At 62.2% G+C, this 20,352-nt stretch carries 15 protein-coding genes; 7 read left to right on the forward strand and 8 right to left on the reverse strand.

The window, feature by feature from the left end; all coding sequences use genetic code 11:
- Positions 1 to 52 precede the first annotated feature (52 nt).
- The 7 genes from msrB to BLW36_RS06515 form a co-directional block, all read right to left on the reverse strand.
- Entirely contained in the window at positions 53 to 586 is a 534-nt protein-coding gene (gene msrB / locus BLW36_RS06485; RefSeq protein ID WP_091386273.1) for a peptide-methionine (R)-S-oxide reductase MsrB, read from the reverse strand.
- 66 nt (positions 587 to 652) lie between these two features.
- Positions 653 to 4,825, reverse strand: a complete 4,173-nt coding sequence (locus BLW36_RS06490) for a YhdP family protein (RefSeq protein WP_244506149.1) — start codon at positions 4,823 to 4,825, stop codon at positions 653 to 655.
- Between the two features lie 78 nt (positions 4,826 to 4,903).
- Positions 4,904 to 6,394, reverse strand: a complete 1,491-nt coding sequence (gene rng, locus BLW36_RS06495) for a ribonuclease G (RefSeq protein ID WP_091386275.1) — start codon at positions 6,392 to 6,394, stop codon at positions 4,904 to 4,906.
- Positions 6,391 to 7,020 (reverse strand): Maf family protein, encoded by a 630-nt coding sequence (locus BLW36_RS06500; RefSeq protein WP_091386277.1) that lies wholly within the window; start codon positions 7,018 to 7,020, stop codon positions 6,391 to 6,393. The genes rng and BLW36_RS06500 overlap by 4 nt, the downstream gene beginning before the upstream one ends.
- 98 nt (positions 7,021 to 7,118) lie before the next feature.
- Entirely contained in the window at positions 7,119 to 7,598 is a 480-nt protein-coding gene (gene mreD, locus BLW36_RS06505; protein ID WP_091386279.1) for a rod shape-determining protein MreD, read from the reverse strand.
- Positions 7,585 to 8,433, reverse strand: coding sequence for a rod shape-determining protein MreC (gene mreC / locus BLW36_RS06510; protein ID WP_342027486.1), 849 nt, complete (start codon positions 8,431 to 8,433; stop codon positions 7,585 to 7,587). The genes mreD and mreC overlap by 14 nt, the downstream gene beginning before the upstream one ends.
- 132 nt (positions 8,434 to 8,565) lie before the next feature.
- Entirely contained in the window at positions 8,566 to 9,600 is a 1,035-nt protein-coding gene (locus BLW36_RS06515; RefSeq protein WP_091386284.1) for a rod shape-determining protein, read from the reverse strand.
- Positions 9,601 to 9,981: 381 nt separating this feature from the next.
- On the opposite strand from BLW36_RS06515, the gene gatC reads away from it, so the two are divergent.
- The 7 genes from gatC to cysZ all read left to right on the forward strand — a co-directional run bounded on the left by gatC (position 9,982) and on the right by cysZ (position 18,207).
- On the forward strand, positions 9,982 to 10,269 hold the full coding sequence (gene gatC, locus BLW36_RS06520; protein WP_091386286.1) for an Asp-tRNA(Asn)/Glu-tRNA(Gln) amidotransferase subunit GatC: 288 nt from the start codon (positions 9,982 to 9,984) through the stop codon (positions 10,267 to 10,269).
- Between the two features lie 202 nt (positions 10,270 to 10,471).
- Positions 10,472 to 11,932 carry an Asp-tRNA(Asn)/Glu-tRNA(Gln) amidotransferase subunit GatA gene (gene gatA, locus BLW36_RS06525; protein WP_091386288.1) on the forward strand — a complete coding sequence of 487 codons (1,461 nt, stop codon included), beginning with the start codon at positions 10,472 to 10,474 and terminating at the stop codon, positions 11,930 to 11,932.
- Between the two features lie 11 nt (positions 11,933 to 11,943).
- Entirely contained in the window at positions 11,944 to 13,407 is a 1,464-nt protein-coding gene (gene gatB / locus BLW36_RS06530; RefSeq protein WP_091386290.1) for an Asp-tRNA(Asn)/Glu-tRNA(Gln) amidotransferase subunit GatB, read from the forward strand.
- Between the two features lie 253 nt (positions 13,408 to 13,660).
- Positions 13,661 to 15,349 carry an AMP-binding protein gene (locus BLW36_RS06535; RefSeq protein ID WP_091386292.1) on the forward strand — a complete coding sequence of 563 codons (1,689 nt, stop codon included), beginning with the start codon at positions 13,661 to 13,663 and terminating at the stop codon, positions 15,347 to 15,349.
- 127 nt (positions 15,350 to 15,476) lie between these two features.
- Complete coding sequence (locus BLW36_RS06540; protein ID WP_091386294.1) at positions 15,477 to 17,009, forward strand: amidase; 1,533 nt, start codon at positions 15,477 to 15,479, stop codon at positions 17,007 to 17,009.
- A gap of 51 nt (positions 17,010 to 17,060) precedes the next feature.
- Positions 17,061 to 17,360, forward strand: coding sequence for a PA4642 family protein (locus tag BLW36_RS06545; RefSeq protein WP_091386296.1), 300 nt, complete (start codon positions 17,061 to 17,063; stop codon positions 17,358 to 17,360).
- A 13-nt stretch (positions 17,361 to 17,373) separates the two neighbouring features.
- The gene (cysZ, locus tag BLW36_RS06550; protein ID WP_091386298.1) at positions 17,374 to 18,207 is read left to right on the forward strand and encodes a sulfate transporter CysZ; all 834 of its coding nucleotides are present in this window, start codon (positions 17,374 to 17,376) and stop codon (positions 18,205 to 18,207) included.
- A gap of 68 nt (positions 18,208 to 18,275) precedes the next feature.
- On the opposite strand, the gene BLW36_RS06555 is transcribed toward cysZ, so the two are convergent.
- The gene (locus BLW36_RS06555; RefSeq protein ID WP_211567143.1) at positions 18,276 to 20,285 is read right to left on the reverse strand and encodes an acyltransferase family protein; all 2,010 of its coding nucleotides are present in this window, start codon (positions 20,283 to 20,285) and stop codon (positions 18,276 to 18,278) included.
- Positions 20,286 to 20,352 lie beyond the last annotated feature (67 nt).

Raw genomic sequence — 20,352 nt, forward strand, 5'->3', positions numbered from 1 at the left:
TTTTACCTCGTCGCAGCGGCCGCAGTGGACCGCCAGCGACAATATCGAATAATTATTCGGTTTTTGCAATAGCCGGGACGAAATCCAGGGCCAGCGAATTCAGGCAATAGCGCAGGCCGGTGGGCGCGGGGCCATCCTTGAACACATGGCCGAGGTGTTCGCCACAGGCCGACAGCACTTCGGTACGCTTCATGCCCCAGCTGTAGTCCACCTTCAGCACGACATTTTCCGGATAGGCGATGTCCCAGAAGCTGGGCCAGCCAGTGCCGGACTCGAACTTGTGCTCGGAGCTGAATACCGGCAATCGACAGCCGGCGGTCACATAGACGCCATCGGCTTCGTTATGCAGCCACTTGCCGGAGAAAGCGCGCTCGGTGTCCTTTTCCCACAAGACCTCATACTGATCCTCCGGCAACAGCTGGCGCCAGACAGACTTGGGAATTGCAGACAAGTTGGTACCGGCAGCGATATGCGCCCTGGCCTCCGCCACGGTCATGGATTGATCGCGTTTTTCGTCGGCCTCGGTACAGGCTGGCAGTGCGAATACCGCCAGCAGTAGCGAGACCATAAACAAGGATCTGTTCATTCTCGACTCCTTGGGCAGGTAAATTTCCCGTCACTATAGAATTGGAGTCCGGGCAGGCGGGGCAGTTCAAATCGCCGGCGTCAGCCGGGAGGGCGGCTCCGCGGGCTCGGCGTACAGATTCTCCGGCGTTTGCAGGCGGCGCCGCTCCTCCCGCTCGGCGGCCTCACCCTGACGCTGGGCGCCGTCGCCGTCGAACAGCTTGTCGAAGCGCACTTCCGGCTCCTCCCAGTCACCGCTGATGCGGTAGCTGACGCTGGCCATTTTATTTACCTGTTTCTTGAACGCCTTACTGATCAGGTAGACCCCGGCCGCCGCCGGCAAGCCGCCGGCCAGCGCCGCCACCAGCGCCAGATTGTTGCCCACCGGCAGTGTCGCCACCAGGGTCAGGTTCAGATCCTCCCGCTTCAGATTGACTCTGCCCGCCATCTGCAGCTCGCTGGTCGGCCCCTCCACCTGGATGGGCACTGCGATTAACAGCTGACCGTCGCCCTCGAACACCACCTCGCCGCGCACCTGGTCGAATGCCATACCGCTCTGGTAGAGGTCAGAGAAGTCCAGCCGCAGGCGGCGCGCCCAGGTGTCGAAATTGAACAGGGACAGCAGCCGCAATAGCGCCGAACCGGCATTGTCGGTGGCGCGCAGGAAACGGCCATCGCGGATATCGATTTTCAATTCACCGGACAGCAGGTTGCCCGCCACCCGCGCCGGCGAGCCATCCCAGCGCAACGCTGTGTCAAAACTGGCGAAGCGGCTCTCGATCAAGGGTTCCTGTCCCCAGGCGCGCTGCACATCGGCCAGATCGTCGGCCACCAGGCGGCCGATAAATTGGGACGAATCGCGGCCATCGGCATCGCGCATCCACATCAGCTGGGCGCCGAGCCTTTTCTCGCCACTGCCGCGGCCCTCCAGCCGCACGCCGCGCGCGGCACCGCGAATGTCACTAAGCACCAGGCGGTCCGTGGACGGGCGCAGACGGAAGGACCAGCGCCCCAGATCCTCTTCGCCGATATGCAGGCTTTCGGTACTGAAATCGATCCGGGGGAGCCCGGCAAAATCGAAACCCGCCCAGGGATCGGCTTTTTCCTGCTTCTCAGCGTCTTCGCTGCCGGCCGCAGCCTCGGACGGCGCCGGCAAGCGCAGATGCGTCAGCTCCAGCTGCAGCGGTGTCGATCCGTCCATGGCCCCGCTCAACTGTCCGGCAGCGGTGTCACTGTCGAACTGCAGTTGCCAGTCGGCACCGAGGCCGCGCCCGCGCACGTGTATATGTTCGATTTCCGTGGTGCCAAGCAGCAGGCGATCGGTGCTCAGATCCAGCGAGACCGGCAGCGGCTGCGGGGAAGCCTCCAGGTCGGCACCGACACTTTCGCCAGTGTCGCTTTCACGAGCATCATAAATGCGCAACAGCTCACGCCAGCGCGGCAGGTCGATGCGTGACAGGTCTCCGCTGATTGCCAGCCCCCGGTCCCGGGGTAGCCGCGCCTCGGAATTCAGGGCGATGACGCCGCGCTCCATTGCTCCCTGCACCAGCCAGAACTGGCCCTGTACATGCTCGCCCAAATTCAAGTGAAACAGACTGCCCTGCTCGCCAATGGGTACACGCAGCACAAAATTGGTCTTTGCCTCGGCCTGTTTGCCGAGCGGCGCCGGCAGGTTCACGGCCACACCGGCCAGATTGGAGTTCAATTCGAAGATCGCCGAATAAGGCTCTTCCTTCGCCTTGGCGGGTATGGTCACCAGCGCCTGATAGGCAAACACGCCATCCAGCCACTGCAGTTCCGGGCGACCACTCCAACGACGCACCGACTCGGTATCGGCACTGCCGTCGACAACCACCTGGGTGTCGCGCTGTTCGCCAGTGCCGAAATGGCGAATCTTGGCACTCAGCGGCCGCCCCCACAGGCGGCCGTTGAACCGGGTTCCGGCCAGCCCCTGTTCGCTGTCGTAATCCACGCGCCCGTGCAGCTGCTCGATCTGCAGGTTGAGGTTCTGCAGTTGCAGGGCGCCGCGCTGCAGATCCAGCTGCACGCGCTGCCGGGCGGGCAGATCCGCACCGCCGAGAGGCTGCGACAGGGCCAGACTGCCGTCCATGTGGCCGCCCAGTTTCCACTCGTCGAATGCACTGCCCAGCTGCTGCCGCAGCGGCGACTGCTGCAACAGCCTGAGTCCGTCAGCGGCCGGACCCGACAACTGCGCATGCACATCGAGCCGGGAGCCGATTCCATGGGGATTCGGTGTAACCCCCACCACAATGTCGCGCGCATCGATGTTCCACAAACGCGCCGCTGCGGCCCGCACCAGCACATTGCCATCATTGATCAGCAGGCGTCCGTCGACGTTGTGAGCGGCGGGCCAGCCCGCCGCATAATCCAGGTCGGCGGTGTTGAAGTCGGCGGCAAGTTGTACGGTCTGCCGGTCCGCGTGCTGCCCCAACGCCAGCAACCTTTCGTCGTCGCCTTCTCGGTAACTGGAACCGCGATAGACAAAGGCCGCGTTGGTGACGCGGCCGGAATTCTTGTTGCCGAGCCCGTCGTTTAACCAGTGCCGCAGGTCGTCACTGACCGTCTGGGGCACCAGCTGCCGCTGGACCGAAAGTGGCGCGTCGCGCAGGCCCAGCGCCAGGGTGAGCTCCGCCGCGCGGGTGCGGGCGACATAGGGCAGCTGCAGCAGGAACTGGCCACTGACTTTGCCCAACTCGCCGTCGAGTTGCAGCGGGCCGGACAGCACCTGCACCGAATTGCCCTGCCGGTCTACAGACCAGGCAACGGTACCGCTGGCGTGTTCGAAATGAAACGTATCGCCATACAGGTTCGGGAAATGGGCGCTGAACCCGCCTCCATCCAGTTCGACGCGTCCGTTGGCACCCTGCAACTGCACAAAACCATTCAGTCCCGCGACAGCTGGCGCACCGCGGTACGCCTCGGCGCGGAGGTCGCGCAGGTTGGCGCTCAACGCGATTTGGCCGTCGATCGCGCGAACCAACTGTACACTGCGCAACTGACCGCTGGGCTGCAGGGCGCGCAGCCATTCGTCTGCCGGTCCCTGCAACAGCTCCAGCCGCTCGAGGATACTGCTCCAGCCACCGAGGTCGATCACATCGGCTGCCAGCTGCAGGCCGTGCTCACGGCTGCCGCTCGTCTGCAGGTTCAGCGGCGGCATTTCGAGGCCGCGCCAGTCCAGCTGGATATCCTGCAGCGCCAGGCGCCACTGCTGCCCGGGCTGCCAGCGCCCGGAAATGTCCCCGGCGACAGACTGCAGCGGCGCGAGTACCGATACCGGCGACTCGCTGTCCGCCGCGGCGATGACGTCGGAGTTCTCTGCCTGGGCCTGGCCATCCGGCTCGACCTGCTCGAGGCTGAGGCGGCCGAGCAGCCGGTAGCCACTGTCCGCGGCGCTCTGCAACCACAGCTTGCCGCGCGCTTGCTTGCGCCCGGCCCAGTGATATTTCTCCGGCAGTGGTGTCAGCTGGTGCAGCAGCGTGACGATATCCTCGTCGAGCAACAGCTCATTCAGTTGGATATAACCGTTTAGCGAGAAGTGGGATTTGTCACGAGGATTGCCGCGCCCCTCGAGAATCAACCGCAGGGTTTCCCGATCCACCTCCGCCATCTGGGAATCGCCGTCACGGGAGATAAACGCGCGGGCGCTGAGGCGGTGAAAATAACCGCTGTTTTCCAAATGGATCTGCGGCAGGTTTACCTCCGCCCGCTGGCCGTCCGCCAGGCGCAGGGTGATGCTGGCATTGCGCACCTGCACCTTGGGGCCGAGCTGGAAGATGCGTGCAGGATCGCCGACGCGCGCTACACCTTCGCCTGCTTTGTCGACCGCCTCTACCGACGCCTGGGGGAAACCGTCGATATGCCACTGGCCGCGCTCACCGCGACTGAGTCCGGCAGCAAAATCGTGTACCTGCAGGTTCTTCCACACCAGTTCGCGGTTCCACAGGCTGGCGAGCAGATCCAGATGAAACAGCCCGTAGCCCATCTGTACTTCGCCATTTTCGCCGAGGCGCAGCCCGTCCAGCTGCAGCGCCACCTCCAGCGCCTGCCAGCGCAGGGACAGGCGATCCATCTGCACCGGGACGCCGAGACTCGCCGACAGCCAGCTACTGATCTGCGGGCGATACTGCTCCACCTGCGGCGACAGAATACGTCCGGTCTGCACCAGTATCGCCAGCGCGATCACCACACTGACGGTCAGCAGCCAGAATTTGCGTGCCAGCCAGCGCAGTACCCCGATCACGATCCACCTCCGATTGCGCACGGCGATTCGCCTCGCACCACAGGGGCACGGGGGGCTCGGCGGGCGACAGAGCGCGGATCAGACCAGCACAATGTCGTACTGCTCCTGGTTGTAAATGGGCTCTACCTGAAACTGAATGGGACGACCGATAAACTCTTCCAGATCGGCGACATTGGCGGACTCCTCGTCGAGCAGCAGATCGATCACGACCTGACTTGCCAGTACCATGATTTTCTCGCTGTCGTAGGCGCGGGCCTCACGAATAATCTCACGGAATATTTCGTAACACACCGTCTCGGCACTCTTCAACGTGCCCCGCCCCTCGCATACCGGACAGGGCTCACAGAGGATCTGGCCGAGAGACTCACGGGTCCGCTTGCGGGTCATTTCCACCAGCCCCAGCTCCGAGACACCGGTGATACTGGATTTGGCGTGATCCCGCTCGAGGGTCTTTTCCAGCGTGCGCAGCACCTGGCGCTGGTGCTCCGGGTCCTTCATATCGATAAAGTCGATAATGATGATGCCGCCCAGATTGCGCAGACGCAGCTGGCGCGCAATGGCGGTGGCCGCCTCCAGATTAGTCTTGAAGATGGTCTCTTCGAGATTGCGGTGGCCGACGAAAGCACCGGTGTTCACATCGATGGTGCTCATCGCCTCGGTCTGCTCGATAATCAGGTAGCCGCCGGACTTCAGTGTGACCTTATTCTGCAGCGCCTTGCGGATCTCCTCCTCGACACCGTACAGGTCGAACAGCGGGCGCTCGCCCGGATAGTGCTCCAGGCGCCCGGCGATCTCCGGCGCATACTTGCCGGCAAATTCTGCCGCGCGACCGTGGGCCTCGCGGGAGTCGATACGGATTTTCTCGGTGTAGGGGCGCGCCAGGTCGCGCAACGCGCGCATAAACAGCGGCAGATCCTCGTAGATGACCGAAGGCACCGGGCGATCCTTGATGCGCTGCTCCAGCTCCCGCCACAGCTTGTACAGGAAGGGGATATCGCGCAGCAGCTCGTCTTCGCTGACACCCTCGGCCACCGTGCGCAGGATAAAGCCGCCGTCGCCGGACAGGCCCTCTTCCGCCAGCTTTGTCGACGCCAGCTCTACCAGCGCGCGCAGCCTGTCGCGCTCGCTCTCATCCTCGATCCGGTTGGAAATACCTATGTGACGGGTCTGCGGCATGTACACCAGGTAGCGCGCGGACACCGAAAGATGTGTGGTCAGACGCGCGCCCTTGCTGCTGATCGGGTCCTTGACCACCTGCACCACCAGCGACTGCCCCTCGCGCACCAGTGCACGGATGTCCGCCACTTCGGTCGACTCGCGGGACTCCATGCCCTCCTCGTCCAGCGGCGCGATATCCGACGCGTGGATAAAACCGGCCCGCTCGAGACCAATATCCACAAACGCCGCCTGCATGCCCGGCAGCACTCGCACCACCTTGCCTTTGTAGATATTGCCGACGATGCCGCGGCGCGCGCTGCGCTCCAGGTAGACTTCCTGCAACACACCGTTTTCCACCAGTGCCACGCGGGTCTCGGTGGGCGCGACATTGATCAGCAGCTCTTCGCTCAAGAGTCGGCCTCCTGCCAGTAGGACTCACACCAATAGGGAATGGCGGCGTGTTCCAGCATCGGCACCAGCGCCTCCAGCGGCAGCCCCACCACATTGCTATAACTGCCACTGATGGATTCGACCAGGGCGGCACCGAGGCCCTGAATACCGTAACCGCCGGCCTTGTCAGCCGGTTCCCCGGTACGCCAGTAAGCGTCGATCTGTGTCTTGTTCAGATGCCTAAATCGCACTCGGGTTTCCACCAGGCGACTGAACTGGCGCTCCATCGAGCGCAGGCACAAGGCGGTCAGCACCGAGTGCTCGGTACCCGAAAGTGCGTGCATCATGCGCTCAAAATCGGCGAAATCCCGCGGTTTTTCCAAGACCCGGTCGCCGGCCATGACCACTGTGTCGGCACCCAGCGCCCACAGGCTCGGATCCGAGCCGGCGGCCATCTGCAACCCGGCCGCTGCCTTGTCGTGGGCGAGGCGCTGGATATAGTCCTGCGGAGTCTCCCCGGACTGGCGCTGCTCCGGCACATCGGGGGTGATCTGTGAAAAAGGCACAGCAATCTGCGCCAGCAGCTGTGCGCGGCGCGGGGAGCCGGAGGCTAGGAGAAGTCGGCTTGCGGCGGAAGATTTTGACACAGTACTGCTTATTGTTAGTGGACCAGCGGCTGATTATAGCGGCATCGATCGAAAAGTGATCGGCCTTTTACAGAGTTTAACAGTCGGTGACCAACCGTTCAGCGCACCTGCAGGCGCCCAGCCATGCTGTTAAGCCACGGTGCCACCCAGGGCCACAACAGGGCACTGGTGATGGCCGGCCACAGGAAAGTCAGCCCGGGAACCGGCTTGCCGGCCAGGCTGTGTACCCAGTTGCCCACCACCTGATTGATACCCACGAGGACGAATACCCACAGCAGCTGCTGGGCTGGGTTGAAAGCGCGGGTGCGCCGGTAGGTCAGCAGACTGAAATAGGCCAGCACCGCCAGTGCCAACGCGTGCGACCCCAGTGTTGCACCGGTTACCAGGTCTTCCACCAACCCCACCAGCCAGGCAAATCCTACCCCCAGATTCTGCGGCATGCGTGTGATCCAGAAGATGACTAGCAGTGCGGTGAATGACGGGCGAAACCACAGCCAGTGGTGCGGCAGTGGCATGACGGCCAGCAGCAAAGCGACGAGCACCGTTGCGGCGATGAACCAGCGGTTATTCGCTTCCAAGGCCTTCGTCCCTGTCGCCGATCACCGCCAGCACAAAGCGGCTCCGGTTCATGCGCCCGCGCGGCTGCACTTCGGCCTCGGCAAATGCCTGGCCGGGATCACGCTGCACCGAAATGACTTCACCGACCGGATAACCGGCCGGGAAGCGCCCGCCGAGCCCGGAGCTCAGCAGCAGGTCGCCCTCGCGGATATCACTGGTATTGGCCAGGTGGCGCAATTTGAGTCGGTAGAGGTCGCCGGTACCCTCGGCCACCGCACGCACACTGTTGCGCAGCACCTGCACCGGGATGGCGTGACTGGCGTCGGTGATCAGCAAGACCCGGCTCGAAGAGCCACCGGCTTCAATCACCTGTCCCAACAGACCGCTGGCGTCCATAATCGGCGTACCCACGTCGACACCGTCGTCGCGGCCCTTGTCGATCAGCAGCACATGTTCGAGCGGGTCCGGCGAGACACCGATAATCTGTGCCACCAGCAGCCGCTCATCCACGGTCTCGGCCGAGTTCATCAGTTCTTTAAGCTGGGTATTTTCCGCTTTTACCGCCGCGAGCAGCTGGCTGCGCTGTTCCAGCAGCAACAGCTGACGCTTGAGCCGGCTGTTCTCCTCCAGCAGCTCCTCGCGCGTGCGCCACTGCTCGCCGGCCCAATCGCCGACACGCTCGGGAGCCCCGGTTATCCAGTAGAAGGGCGCAACAAAGCCGGCCAGTCGCTCACGCAGCGGCTGCAGCCAGTCGGTATAGAGATTGATCGCGATGAGTGCCGCCGCCACCAGGCCCAGCACGAGAATGCGGGACTCAGGCGAAGGGCCGCGGGTAAATAGCGGTTTAATGGGCAGACCCCCATTAACAGGTCAGTTTGTGTTCTTGTTATCGGATCATACATGTAAGAGCGGCCCCTGGCCGCGATCTACTTCTCGCCGCCGCAGCGACTGATCGCGGTCAGGGGCCACTCCTACAGCAACAGCCGGTTAGTTGGACACCAGGTACAGGCGGCTCTTGTCCATCATATCCAGCGCCTTGCCGCCGCCACGCGCCACACAGGTGAGCGGGTCGTCGGCAACGATTACCGGCAGGCCGGACTCTTCCATCAGCAGGCGGTCCAGGTCGCGCAACAAAGCACCACCGCCGGTCAGCACCATACCGCGCTCGGCAATATCGGAGGCCAGTTCCGGTGGAGACTGCTCCAGCGCACTCTTCACCGCCTGGACGATGCCAGTCAGCGGCTCCTGCAGCGCTTCGAGAATTTCGTCGGAGTTCAGGGTGAAGCTGCGCGGCACGCCTTCGGCCAGATTGCGGCCGCGCACGTCGATTTCGCGCACCTCACTGCCGGCGTAAGCACAGCCGATCTCTTCTTTGATGCGCTCGGCCGTGGCATCACCGATCACGCTACCGTAGTTGCGACGCACATAGTTGACGATGGCCTCATCGAAGCGGTCGCCGCCGATGCGTACGGAATCGGAGTAAACGACACCGTTCAGGGAGATGATGGCGATCTCAGTGGTACCTCCGCCGATATCCACCACCATGGAACCGCTGGCTTCCTCAACCTTGAGGCCGGCGCCGATCGCGGCCGCCATGGGCTCCTCGATCAGCCATACCTCGCGCGCCCCGGCACCCATCGCGGATTCGCGAATCGCGCGGCGCTCCACCTCGGTAGACTGGCACGGCACGCACACCAGTACCCGCGGGCTCGGACGCATCCAGCTGTTCTCGTGCACTTTCTTGATAAAGTGCTGCAGCATCTTCTCGGTGACCTGGAAGTCGGCGATAACACCGTCTTTCAGCGGGCGTATCGCTGTGATATTACCCGGCGTGCGGCCGAGCATACGCTTGGCCTCGACACCGACGGCCTCGACGATCTTCTGGCCGTTGTAGTGGCGGATGGCGACGACGGAGGGTTCATCGAGGACTACGCCGCGATCGCGCACGTAGATCAGCGTATTGGCTGTTCCCAGGTCGATAGAGAGATCACTGGAGAACATGCCCCGCAAACGTTTAAACATGGAATTCGATTACCTTGTACTAATTATCAGCGCCCCGGGGCGGGCACCGCAGGCGCGGTTCAAACCCGGTCTCAAAGCCTAGTTAGTCCGCGCGAAAAATTCTGAGTTCCAGACCGCAAAAGCTGCCCGGATTTATGCTTGTTTACCGGGGGCGCGCAGACCCCGGCCAGAATCGGCAAACTCTAACAACGGCGCGGGTTGAGAGCAAGGCTGAAAAACAATCAATTGTGGACCGCGAGCCATATTGCGAGCCGGGCCCCGCGGCCGGCGCTGGCCAGCCGGTGAGAATAGCGGCCCAATGTGCTAAATTTGCCTCCCCCTGCCTCCCGCCCGACGCGAGGCAGCCCGATATTTGCCACTCAAGCTGGAGCCCCAATTGCCATGGCCGTGGATACGCAAACCGTAGAGAAACTGGCGGAACTCGCCCGCATCGCTATCTCCACCGAGACCATCGACGAGGTCAGCAACCGCCTGGGCGAGGTCCTGCAACTGGTGGATCAGCTGCAGGCTGTCAGTACCGAAGGCGTGGCCCCCATGGCCCACCCACTGGACGAGGAGCAGGTGCTGCGCGCCGACGAAGTCACCGAGTCCGACCGCCGCGAAGAATTCCTGCAGCTGGCTCCCCAGTCCGAAGAGGGTCTCTACCTGGTGCCGAAAGTGATCGACTGACCGCGCCGGCGCCTTCAGCCAGCCAGATCAGACGAAGAGCCTTCAGCTCAACTGGAAAGAGCCCTCAGCTCAACGGGAAAGAGCCCTCAGCTCAAGCATAAAGAACTCTCAGCTCAAGCGGAAAGAGCCATCAGCTCAGACAAATCGAGCCTTCAGCGAAATAAGAGATCCCTCAGCCGATCCGAACCCATTAGGGAAGAACATGCACCAGCTAACCATCGCCGAGATTATCCGAGGATTGCGCGACAAGCAGTTCTCCAGCGTCGAGATCACCCGCCACCTGCTCGACCGCATTCAGCAACTGGATGGCAATTACAACAGTTTTATTACCGTCACCGAAGAACTGGCGATGACCCAGGCCGCGGCGGCGGACGAGCGCCTGAGCAAAGGCGAGGCACCCGCCCTGTGCGGCGTGCCCATCGCCCACAAGGACATCTTCTGCACCAGCGGCGTGCGCACCAGCTGCGGCTCGAAAATGCTGGATAACTTCGTACCGCCCTACGACGCCACTGTGGTGGAGAACTTCAACGCTGCCTCCGCCGTTACCCTGGGCAAGACCAATATGGACGAGTTCGCGATGGGCTCTTCCAACGAGACCAGCTTTTACGGCCCGGTGAGAAACCCCTGGAACACCGACTGTGTGCCCGGCGGCTCCTCCGGCGGTTCCGCCGCTGCCGTAGCGGCGCAGCTGGCTCCCGGCACCACCGCTACCGACACCGGCGGTTCCATCCGCCAGCCGGCGGCGCTGACCAATACCACCGGCCTGAAGCCCACGTACGGGCGCGTCTCCCGCTGGGGCATGATCGCGTTCGCGTCCAGCCTCGACCAGGCCGGCCCCATTGCCCGCAACGCGGAAGATGCTGCCTACCTGCTGTCGGCGATGGTGGGCCACGATCCGAAAGACTCCACCAGCCTGAACCGACCGGTGCAGGACTACACGCTGAACCTGAACGACAGCATCGCCGGACTAAAAATCGGCGTGCCGAAAGAATACTTCGGCGAGGGCCTGAATGCGGACACGGCGGCGCGGGTTCAGGACGCATTGAAAGAATTCGAAAAGCTCGGCGCCGAACTGGTGGAAGTGAGCCTGCCCCACACCGATTTGGCCGTGCCCGCTTACTATGTCATTGCGCCGGCAGAGGCATCGGCCAACCTGTCGCGCTTCGACGGCGTGCGTTACGGCTATCGCTGCGAGGATCCGCAGGACCTGCGCGACCTCTACATGCGCTCCCGCGGTGAAGGCTTCGGCGACGAGGTCCAGCGCCGCATTCTCGTCGGCACCTACGCCCTGTCCGCCGGTTACTACGATGCCTACTACAACAAGGCACAGCAGGTACGCCGCCTGATCAAACAGGACTTCGTGCAGGCGTTCGAGAAAGTCGACGTAATCATGGGGCCGACGTCGCCGTCACCCGCCTTTGCGCTGGGGGCAAAAAAGGCGGATCCGGTGGCCATGTACCTGGAGGATATCTATACCATCGCCACCAACCTGGCGGGCCTGCCCGGCATGTCCCTGCCCTGCGGCCTGGTAAACAACCTGCCGGTGGGCCTGCAGATCATCGGCAACTACCTGGATGAAGCGCGCATGCTCAACGTCGCGCACCAGTACCAGCAGGTAACCGACTGGCACCAGCAATTCGCAAGCTCGGCCAGCCCCGCATAAGGAGAATCACTGTGGAATGGGAAATCGTTATCGGGCTGGAAGTACACGTACAGCTCTCCACCAAATCGAAACTGTTTTCCGGCGCCAGCACCCAGTTTGGCGCCGCACCGAACACACAGGCCTGCGCGATCGACCTGGCCATGCCGGGCACCCTGCCGGTCCCCAATGCAGAGGCCTTTCGCTCCGCCGTGATGTTCGGCCTGGCGATGAATGCGGAAATTGGCAAGCGCTCCGTGTTCGAGCGCAAAAACTATTTCTACCCGGACCTACCCAAGGGTTACCAGACCACCCAGCTGGCGGAACCCATCGTCGGCCCCGGTGAAATCGAAATTCACCTTGAGGACGGCAGCAGCAAGACAGTGCGCCTGCACCACGCCCACCTGGAAGAGGACGCCGGCAAGTCCCTGCACGAAGCTGTTTTTGAAAGTGGCCACGGCATGTCCGGCATCGACCTGAACCGCGCCGGTACGCCGCTGATCGAAATCGTCTCCGAGCCGGATATGCGCAGTGCCGCCGAGGCGGTCGCCTACCTGAAAAAGATCCACAGTATCGTCACCTACCTGGGCATCTCCGACGGCGACATGTCCCAGGGTTCGATGCGCTGCGATGCCAACGTATCGGTGCGATTAAAGGGCGAGGAGAAACTCGGCACCCGCACCGAGCTGAAAAACATCAACTCCTTCCGCTTCGTCGAGCGCGCCATCAAGGTGGAAGCCGAGCGCCAGATCGACATCCTCGAGGACGGCGGCAGCATCGTGCAGGAGACGCGCCTGTACGACGCGGACAAGAATGAAACCCGCTCCATGCGCAGCAAGGAAGTGGCCAATGACTACCGCTACTTCCCCTGCCCGGACCTGCTGCCGGTGGTTCTCAGCGACGACTATGTGGAGCAACTGCGCAACGAGCTGCCGGAGCTGCCGGACGCCAAGGCCGCGCGCTTAAGGGATGAGTACAAGCTGTCTGCCTACGATGCCGACCTGCTAACTCAGGAAAGGGCAACCGCCGACTACTTCGAAACGGTAGCGAAAGCATGTGGTGAAGCCAAGCTGGCGGCCAATTGGATGACCGGTGAACTCGCCGCGCTGCTGAACCGGGAGGAGCTATCCATCGGGCAATCGCCGGTCTCCGCCGAACAGCTGGCCGGCCTGATTCTGCGCATCAAGGACAACACCATCTCCAGCAAGATCGCCAAGCAGGTGTTCGAGGCCATGGCCAACGGCGAGGGCGACGCGGACACGGTGATCGAAAAGCGCGGCCTCAAGCAGGTATCCGATACCGGCGCCATCGAACAGATGGTCGATGACGTCATCGCCGCGAGTGCTGCGCAAGTGGACAACTACCGCAATGCCGACGAGGCCAAGCGACCGAAGATGATGGGGTATTTCGTCGGCCAGATCATGAAGGCCTCCAAGGGCCAGGCCAATCCGCAGATGATCAACAAGATCCTCAAGGAAAAGCTCGACGCCCTGCTCTGAGTCTTGCCTCTATCTAATCGGGGGAGCACCTGAGGGCGCTCCCCCATCCTCCCCTGCCCGAGTAATCCGCCCGCCACTCGCCAGTGCAGGCGATCTCCGGTCGCCGAACGATCATTCTTTGCCTGCACATACGCTGCAGCTAGTCCGGTATTCGACCAATGGCTACTGGACAAACGCCACAAGAGTCACGAAAGTAAGGATCAATAACCGATAACGATAACCTCAGTACGATAACAACAACGAGGTACCGCCGATGACAGACACGCTTCTCAGCTACACCAGCGGTAGCAGCGCCCAGCCGCTGATCGATATGACCATCGGCGACAAGTTCGATCAGGTCGCGGAAAATTACCCCGATAATGAAGCCTTGGTCGTGCGCCATCAGGGCATTCGCTGGAACTATCGGGAGTTCCAGCAGCAAGTCGACACCTGCGCCCGCGCGCTGCTGGCCATCGGCATCGACAAGGGTGACCGGGTCGGCATCTGGTCGCCCAACTGCGCCGAGTGGACCACGCTGCAATTCGCCACCGCCAAGATCGGCGCCATCCTGGTCAACATCAACCCGTCCTACCGCCTGCACGAACTCGAATACGCCCTCAACCACTCGCAAACCCGTATGCTGGTGATCGCCGAGCGCTTCAAGAGCTCGGATTACACTCGGATGCTCTACGAGCTGGCGCCGGAACTGCAGTCATCGGATCGGGGCAAACTCGCCGCCGCACGGCTGCCCCACCTGCAAGTCGTCGTCAATCTCGCCGAGCGGGACTACGGCGGCATGTGGCGCTGGAACGACCTGCTCGAACAGGCCGACAAGGCCAGCGAGGCCCAACTGGCAGCGGTGCAGCAATCGCTGCACTACCGCGACCCGATCAATATCCAGTACACCTCCGGCACCACCGGTTTCCCCAAGGGCGCCACCCTGTCCCACCACAATATCCTCAACAACGGTTTCTTCGTCGCCGAGAGCATCAAGCTGACCGAGCACGACCGCCTGGTGATTCCGGTGCCGCTGTATCACTGTTTCGGCATGGTGATGGGCAACCTGGGTTGCGTCACCCACGGCGCCACCATGATCTACCCCGGCGAGGGCTTCGACCCGGGCGCGGTACTGGAGACGGTGGCAACAGAGCGCGCCACCGCCCTGTATGGCGTGCCGACCATGTTTATCGCCGAGCTGGAACACCCGGACTTCGCTAAGTACGACCTCAGCTCCCTGCGCACCGGCATCATGGCCGGCTCCATCTGCCCCGCCGAGGTGATGAAGGCGGTCAACGGCAAGATGCATATGCAGGAAGTACAGATCGCCTACGGCATGACCGAGACCAGCCCGGTTTCAACCCAGACTGCCGCCAACGATCCGTTCGACAAGCGCGTCACCACCGTCGGCCGCACCCAGCCGCACCTGGAATCGAAGATCGTCGATCCCGCCAGCGGCGAGACGATGCCGCGCGGCGCAATCGGCGAACTGTGCACCCGCGGCTACAGCGTCATGCTCGGATACTGGAATAACGAGGAGGCCACCCGCGCCGCCATCGACGGCGACGGCTGGATGCACACCGGCGACCTGGCCACCATGGACGAGGACGGCTACATCCAGATCGTCGGCCGCATCAAGGATATGGTGATCCGCGGCGGCGAGAACATCTATCCGAAGGAAGTGGAGGAGTTCCTCTACACCCATCCGGCCATCGCCGATGTACAGGTCACCGGCGTGCCGGACAAGAAATACGGCGAGGAGCTGGTGGCCTGGGTGCAGCTGCGCACCGATGCCGGCACTGTTTCAGAGGAGGAATTGCGGGAATTCTGCAAGGGCAAGATCACCCACTTCAAGGTGCCGCGCTACTTCAAGTTTACGGACAGCTTTCCGATGACCGTCACCGGCAAAGTCCAGAAATTCAAAATGCGCGAGATCTCCATCGCGGAGCTCGGCCTCGAGCAGTAGGAAAAGCAACGGGCGCGGATGTTCCGCGCCCGTCACCTGCACGCCGATAGTATTCACTCTCCCCCAAAGGCGTGCTTCTTATGTACCATGGGAACGGACCAACTCACCAAAGTGTTGAAGGTTCCCCATGAAAATAATAAAAACGTTAACTCTCATCGCACTGATGCTGCTGACAGGCTCCTATACCTGGGCCACCGATTATTCGTCCGTTGCAGAGCTGCGCCGTGCGCTCGATAACGGCAGCACCACATCCGCACAGCTTGTAATCGGCTACCAGAAAATGATCGAGGAGCACGACGCTGAGCTCAATGCGGTCACCCAGATCAGCCCCACGGCCCTGCGGGAAGCCACGCGCCTCGACCGACTGCGGGCCCAGGGCAAGTTGCTGGGGCCGTTACACGGCATCCCGGTACTGCTGAAGGACAATATCGACACCGCCGATGGTCTCGCCAACACCGCCGGATCGGTGCTGCTCGCAGACAACTTCCCCGAGCAGGATGCATTCCTGGTCAAACAACTCAAAAAGGCCGGAGCCATTGTGCTCGGCAAGGCCAACCTGAGCGAGTGGGCCAACTTCCGCTCGACCAATTCCTCCAGCGGTTGGAGTGCGACCGGCGGCCAGACCCGCAACCCCTATGATCTGAGCCGCTCCCCCTGCGGCTCCAGCGCCGGTTCCGCGGTCGCCGTCGCCGCGGGGCTGGTGCCATTGGCAGTGGGCACCGAGACCGATGGCTCCATCACCTGCCCGGCTGCGATCAACGGTATCGTCGGTATCAAACCCACCCTGGGACTCGTCAGCCGCTCCGGCATTATTCCCATTTCCATACACCAGGATACCGCCGGCCCCATGGCCACCACGGTGACCGGTGCAGTGATGCTCCTGGACGCCATGGTTGGGCGCGACAGCACCGACCCCTTCGCTCAAGCTCCGCACGGGCCCTACGCAGACAATCTGGTCACCGGCGGTCTGAAGGGAATGCGGGTTGGCGTGGTGCGCAACCTGATGGGCTACAGCCCGCGCACCGACGCGGTCTTCGAGCGCGCGCTCGACACGCTGAAAAACCAGGGCGCGGCGATCGTCGACAACGCCAATATCGAAACCCTGGATGCGATCCACGCAAAGGAATTCGATTTGCTGGCCTGGGACTTCAGGGACGCGCTCAATGACTATCTCGCCGGTGCCAGCGGCGACTACAGGAGTCTGGCAGCATTGATCAAGGGCAACGAAGAATATCGCGAGCGGGAATTGCGCTATTTCGGTCAGGAAATCTTTATCAAAGCGCAGGACTCCCGCGGTCGCGATGAACCCGAATACGAACAAGAAATCGCCAGACTCAAGTCTCTCGCCGGCGCGAAAGGAATAGATGCGACCCTGGAGAAATACGATGTCGATATCTTGGTCGCACCGACCGTCGGTCCGGCGTGGAAGATCGACCATATCAACGGCGACCACTACCAGGGCTCCGCCACCACACCCGCGGCGGTAGCCGGCTACCCGCATATCACCGTACCCATGGGCTTCGTCGAGCACCTGCCGGTCGGCATCTCATTTTTTTCCGGTGCCAACCGGGAGGACATACTGATCCGCGCTGCGTACAATTACGAGCGGGCCAGCCAACAGCGCCGCGCCCCCGAGTTTTTGGCGGGCGATTCAATTTAAACCGCGCTGTGTGGCCGCGCCCCAACTCCGGGACAATTTAAGGAAGAGTCTGTGAGCCTGAAAAAAGACAAGCAAAAAGTACTCGGCGAAGTATTTGACGATGAACGTATCGCCGGTTTCCTGGTTGGCGAAGCGCCGGAAGGCGTCAATCGCGACTACTACCTGCTCGAGCGCGCCTACCGCAGTATGAAAGCGGACAATTTCGCCACTTTCATTCGCCTATTCCAGGAACAGAACCTGGACCTCGACAGTCCCGGACCGGATGGCAAAACACTGCTGGCGCGCATCGAAGAACATCGCCAGGGCACAGACTATGCAGAGATCCTGAAGGCCGCCGGCGCCCGCGCCTGACGGGGGAAAGATTATGACTTCCAATCCGGTACACGGTGTCGACGCACTGATGCGCGGCGCCCGCCTGCTGACCAGGCGCGAACTGCGACCGTTCATTATCGTTCCGCTGCTGATCAACCTGGTAATTTTCATCGCCGTCAGCGCGCTGATGATCTCGCAACTGGGCGGACTCACCGACTATCTCGGCAGCCTGCTCTCTCACACCCCGGTGAATACCGAGAACATGTCCTGGTGGGAATCCGTCATGGCCAAAGGCGCCGCCTGGGCCGCCGACGCCTTCCGCTGGCTGGCCTGGGTGATCGCGCTGGCCGTGCTGGTGCTGTTCTTCTTTGTCTACGGTTACCTATTCGGCATCATCACCAATATTATCGCTGCGCCATTTAACGGCTTTCTGGCGGAGAAGGTGGAGGAAATCCTCACCGGCAAAGCGCCACCACCGGAGCCGCTGGGCAAGATGGTCTGGCGTACCCTGGGCCGGGAATTCCGCAAGCTCGGTTACTTTATCGGCTGGGGTCTGGTGATACTTGTTGTCGCACTGCTGACGAGTTGGACCGTGTTCATACCGGCCGTGCTGAGCGCCCTCTGGGGTGCCTGGTGCATGGCGATCCAGTATGTGGACTATCCGCTAGACAATCACCAGCGTCCATTCAGCGAACTGAAAAGCGTTCTGCTGCGGCGCAAACTGACCACACTGAGCTTTGGCGGCACCGTGATGCTGGCAAAGATGGTGCCGATACTGAATATCTTCGTTATGCCGGCGGCAGTGGCGGGAGGCACCGCGCTGTGGATCGAGCGCCTGCGCCAGCACGGGGATCCCGGCACGGACAAGCTGCCCATCGACCAATAAAAAACGCGGGCCAAGCCCGCGTTTTTTGTTTTGGCTAACGCCACCTGCCACGCTGCTGCGCGCGCGCACTAACCAGCCGGAATACGATCCAGTAGATCCGGTACCAACCGCTCTGAACCGAAAGCGCTCAGGTGATCATCGTCGCGGTAGAGGGGCATCCCGCTTGCCTGAATCTGGCAGCGCGGACGACAGAGTTCCGGCACCAGGCTCTGACGCTGTACCTGAAACTCTTCCGCCAGAGCGTCAAATATCGCATTGGCGCGGCGGTTGCGCGCCTCCACATCCTCCCGCGTGGGGGCTGCCTGCAGCTGGGCGCCAACAAACTCGGCACTCACGATGGCCATCGGTACCGAGAAGGGGATCTCTGGAAGTCCTTCCACGATCACAACCTCTCGCCCGGTAGCACGAATGCGGGCAACGGTATCGGCAAGGCCGCTGGCGACCAGCTCGAAATTGTGCGACGCCGGATCTCCCGCCGCCGCAATTTGCCGGGCACTCTGCCCGGAGGCCGGAGCCATAACGGCGGGCGGGCCACTTTCACCTGGGGAGCGGGTTCCCTCCACCACCAGTGCCCAGCGAGCCACCAGGATCACGGTATTCAGGTCATCGCGCTGCTCCAGCATCTCCATTACCTGCGCGTTGAAGGTATCGCAGCCGTGAGACGCCCCCATTTCCATCCGGACCACACCCAGCAGCGGTGCACAGGCCGACTTGACCGCCGCAACACCGCGGCGCTTCCTGTCCTGCAGCCAGCGCTCAAAACCCGGTAGAAAGGCACCGGCATGCGAGTCGCCCCACAGCAGATAATCGACAGAAGCGCCGTCTTCCGCCGCCACACCAAACTCGCACAGCCCCTCTGCCGGTGAAAGCCCCATGCAGCGACGCTGCTCGGGGGTGCGTTTGATGGCATTTTGATAAGTCGCAAACAGGGATTCCGGCAAACGGGAGGGCATCCCCTTGTTGACGTTGATCACCAGGGCCACGGATACCACCAGCGTGGCCACGGCGCCGAGGGTGCGCACCAGACCCCGCCGCGAAAAGCCCTGCGGCGTCGGTCGGCGAAACGGCGCCTCCACGAACCCCCAGCTAAGCCAGGCCAGCACCAGGGAAAGTGCCACCGCCTGCAAAGCCAGCGCCAGCGGAAGTTCCGCGCCGCCGTGCAGGAGCCGGAAAAGTACCAGCACGGGCCAGTGCCACAAGTACAGGGAATAGGAAATCAGCCCGACTGCAACAAAGGGACGCCAGGACAATAGTCTGCCGGCCGCCGTCTGCCGCTGCCCCCCAACCCAAATCAGAGCAGCGGCACCGATACAGGGCAACAGTGCAGCCATGCCGGGAAAGGGCGTGGAGGCATCGTAAAGAAAGACAGCGGCGAGGATCATTGCTAGGCCGGCGCCTGCGGCAAGCTCCAGCAGCCAGACACGGCGCACTCGGGCTACGCCCGCCAGTGCAATCAACGCTCCCAGGCCCAACTCCCAGACTCGGGTCGGCGTCAGAAAATAGTTGGCAAACGGCTGTGCCTTGGTGGCCCAGATCGACAGGCCGAGGGAGAGTGCGGATATGCCGGCCACGGCGAGTAACGTCAGGCTTCGGCCACGGCTGGCCAGCAGGCAGAGCAGCAGCGGGAACCCGAGGTAAAACTGCTCTTCTACCGAGAGCGACCAGGTGTGCAGCAATGGCTGCCAGTCTGCATCGCTGCCGAAGTAGTCCTCGGTGCTCCGCCAGAACCAGATATTGGAAACGAACAGCAGCGTAGCCAGCACCGACTGCGCCAGCTCTTTCAGCGGCTCAGGCGGTAAAACGAACCAGCCCACAGCTAGAGAGACGATCAGGACTGCGAACAGGGCCGGCAGAATACGGCGGGCGCGGCGCTCATAAAAGCTCGTCAGGGAAAAGCGGTCCTCTCCGATCTCACGCAGCAGAATGCCGGTGATCAGGTAACCGGAGATGACGAAAAATACATCGACACCGACAAAGCCACCAGAGAATCCCGGCAGCCCGGCATGCGCAAACAGAACCGGCAGAACCGCGAATGCGCGCAATCCGTCAATATCGCGACGGTATCCAATATTACTCACAACCAATGACCAAGAACTGACTATTCAGTAAAAATAATTTACATACAGCCAGTCCATGGCGCGCTGC

This window comes from Microbulbifer marinus (genome assembly GCF_900107725.1).
Classification (GTDB): domain Bacteria; phylum Pseudomonadota; class Gammaproteobacteria; order Pseudomonadales; family Cellvibrionaceae; genus Microbulbifer; species Microbulbifer marinus.

Coding starts and splice junctions, on each gene's coding strand:
- msrB (WP_091386273.1), bottom strand. CDS start 586: ATGAACAGATCCTTGTTTATGGTCTCGCTACTGCTGGCGGTATTCGCA.
- BLW36_RS06515 (WP_091386284.1), bottom strand. CDS start 9,600: ATGTTTAAACGTTTGCGGGGCATGTTCTCCAGTGATCTCTCTATCGAC.
- gatC (WP_091386286.1), top strand. CDS start 9,982: ATGGCCGTGGATACGCAAACCGTAGAGAAACTGGCGGAACTCGCCCGC.
- gatA (WP_091386288.1), top strand. CDS start 10,472: ATGCACCAGCTAACCATCGCCGAGATTATCCGAGGATTGCGCGACAAG.
- BLW36_RS06535 (WP_091386292.1), top strand. CDS start 13,661: ATGACAGACACGCTTCTCAGCTACACCAGCGGTAGCAGCGCCCAGCCG.
- BLW36_RS06540 (WP_091386294.1), top strand. CDS start 15,477: ATGAAAATAATAAAAACGTTAACTCTCATCGCACTGATGCTGCTGACA.
- cysZ (WP_091386298.1), top strand. CDS start 17,374: ATGACTTCCAATCCGGTACACGGTGTCGACGCACTGATGCGCGGCGCC.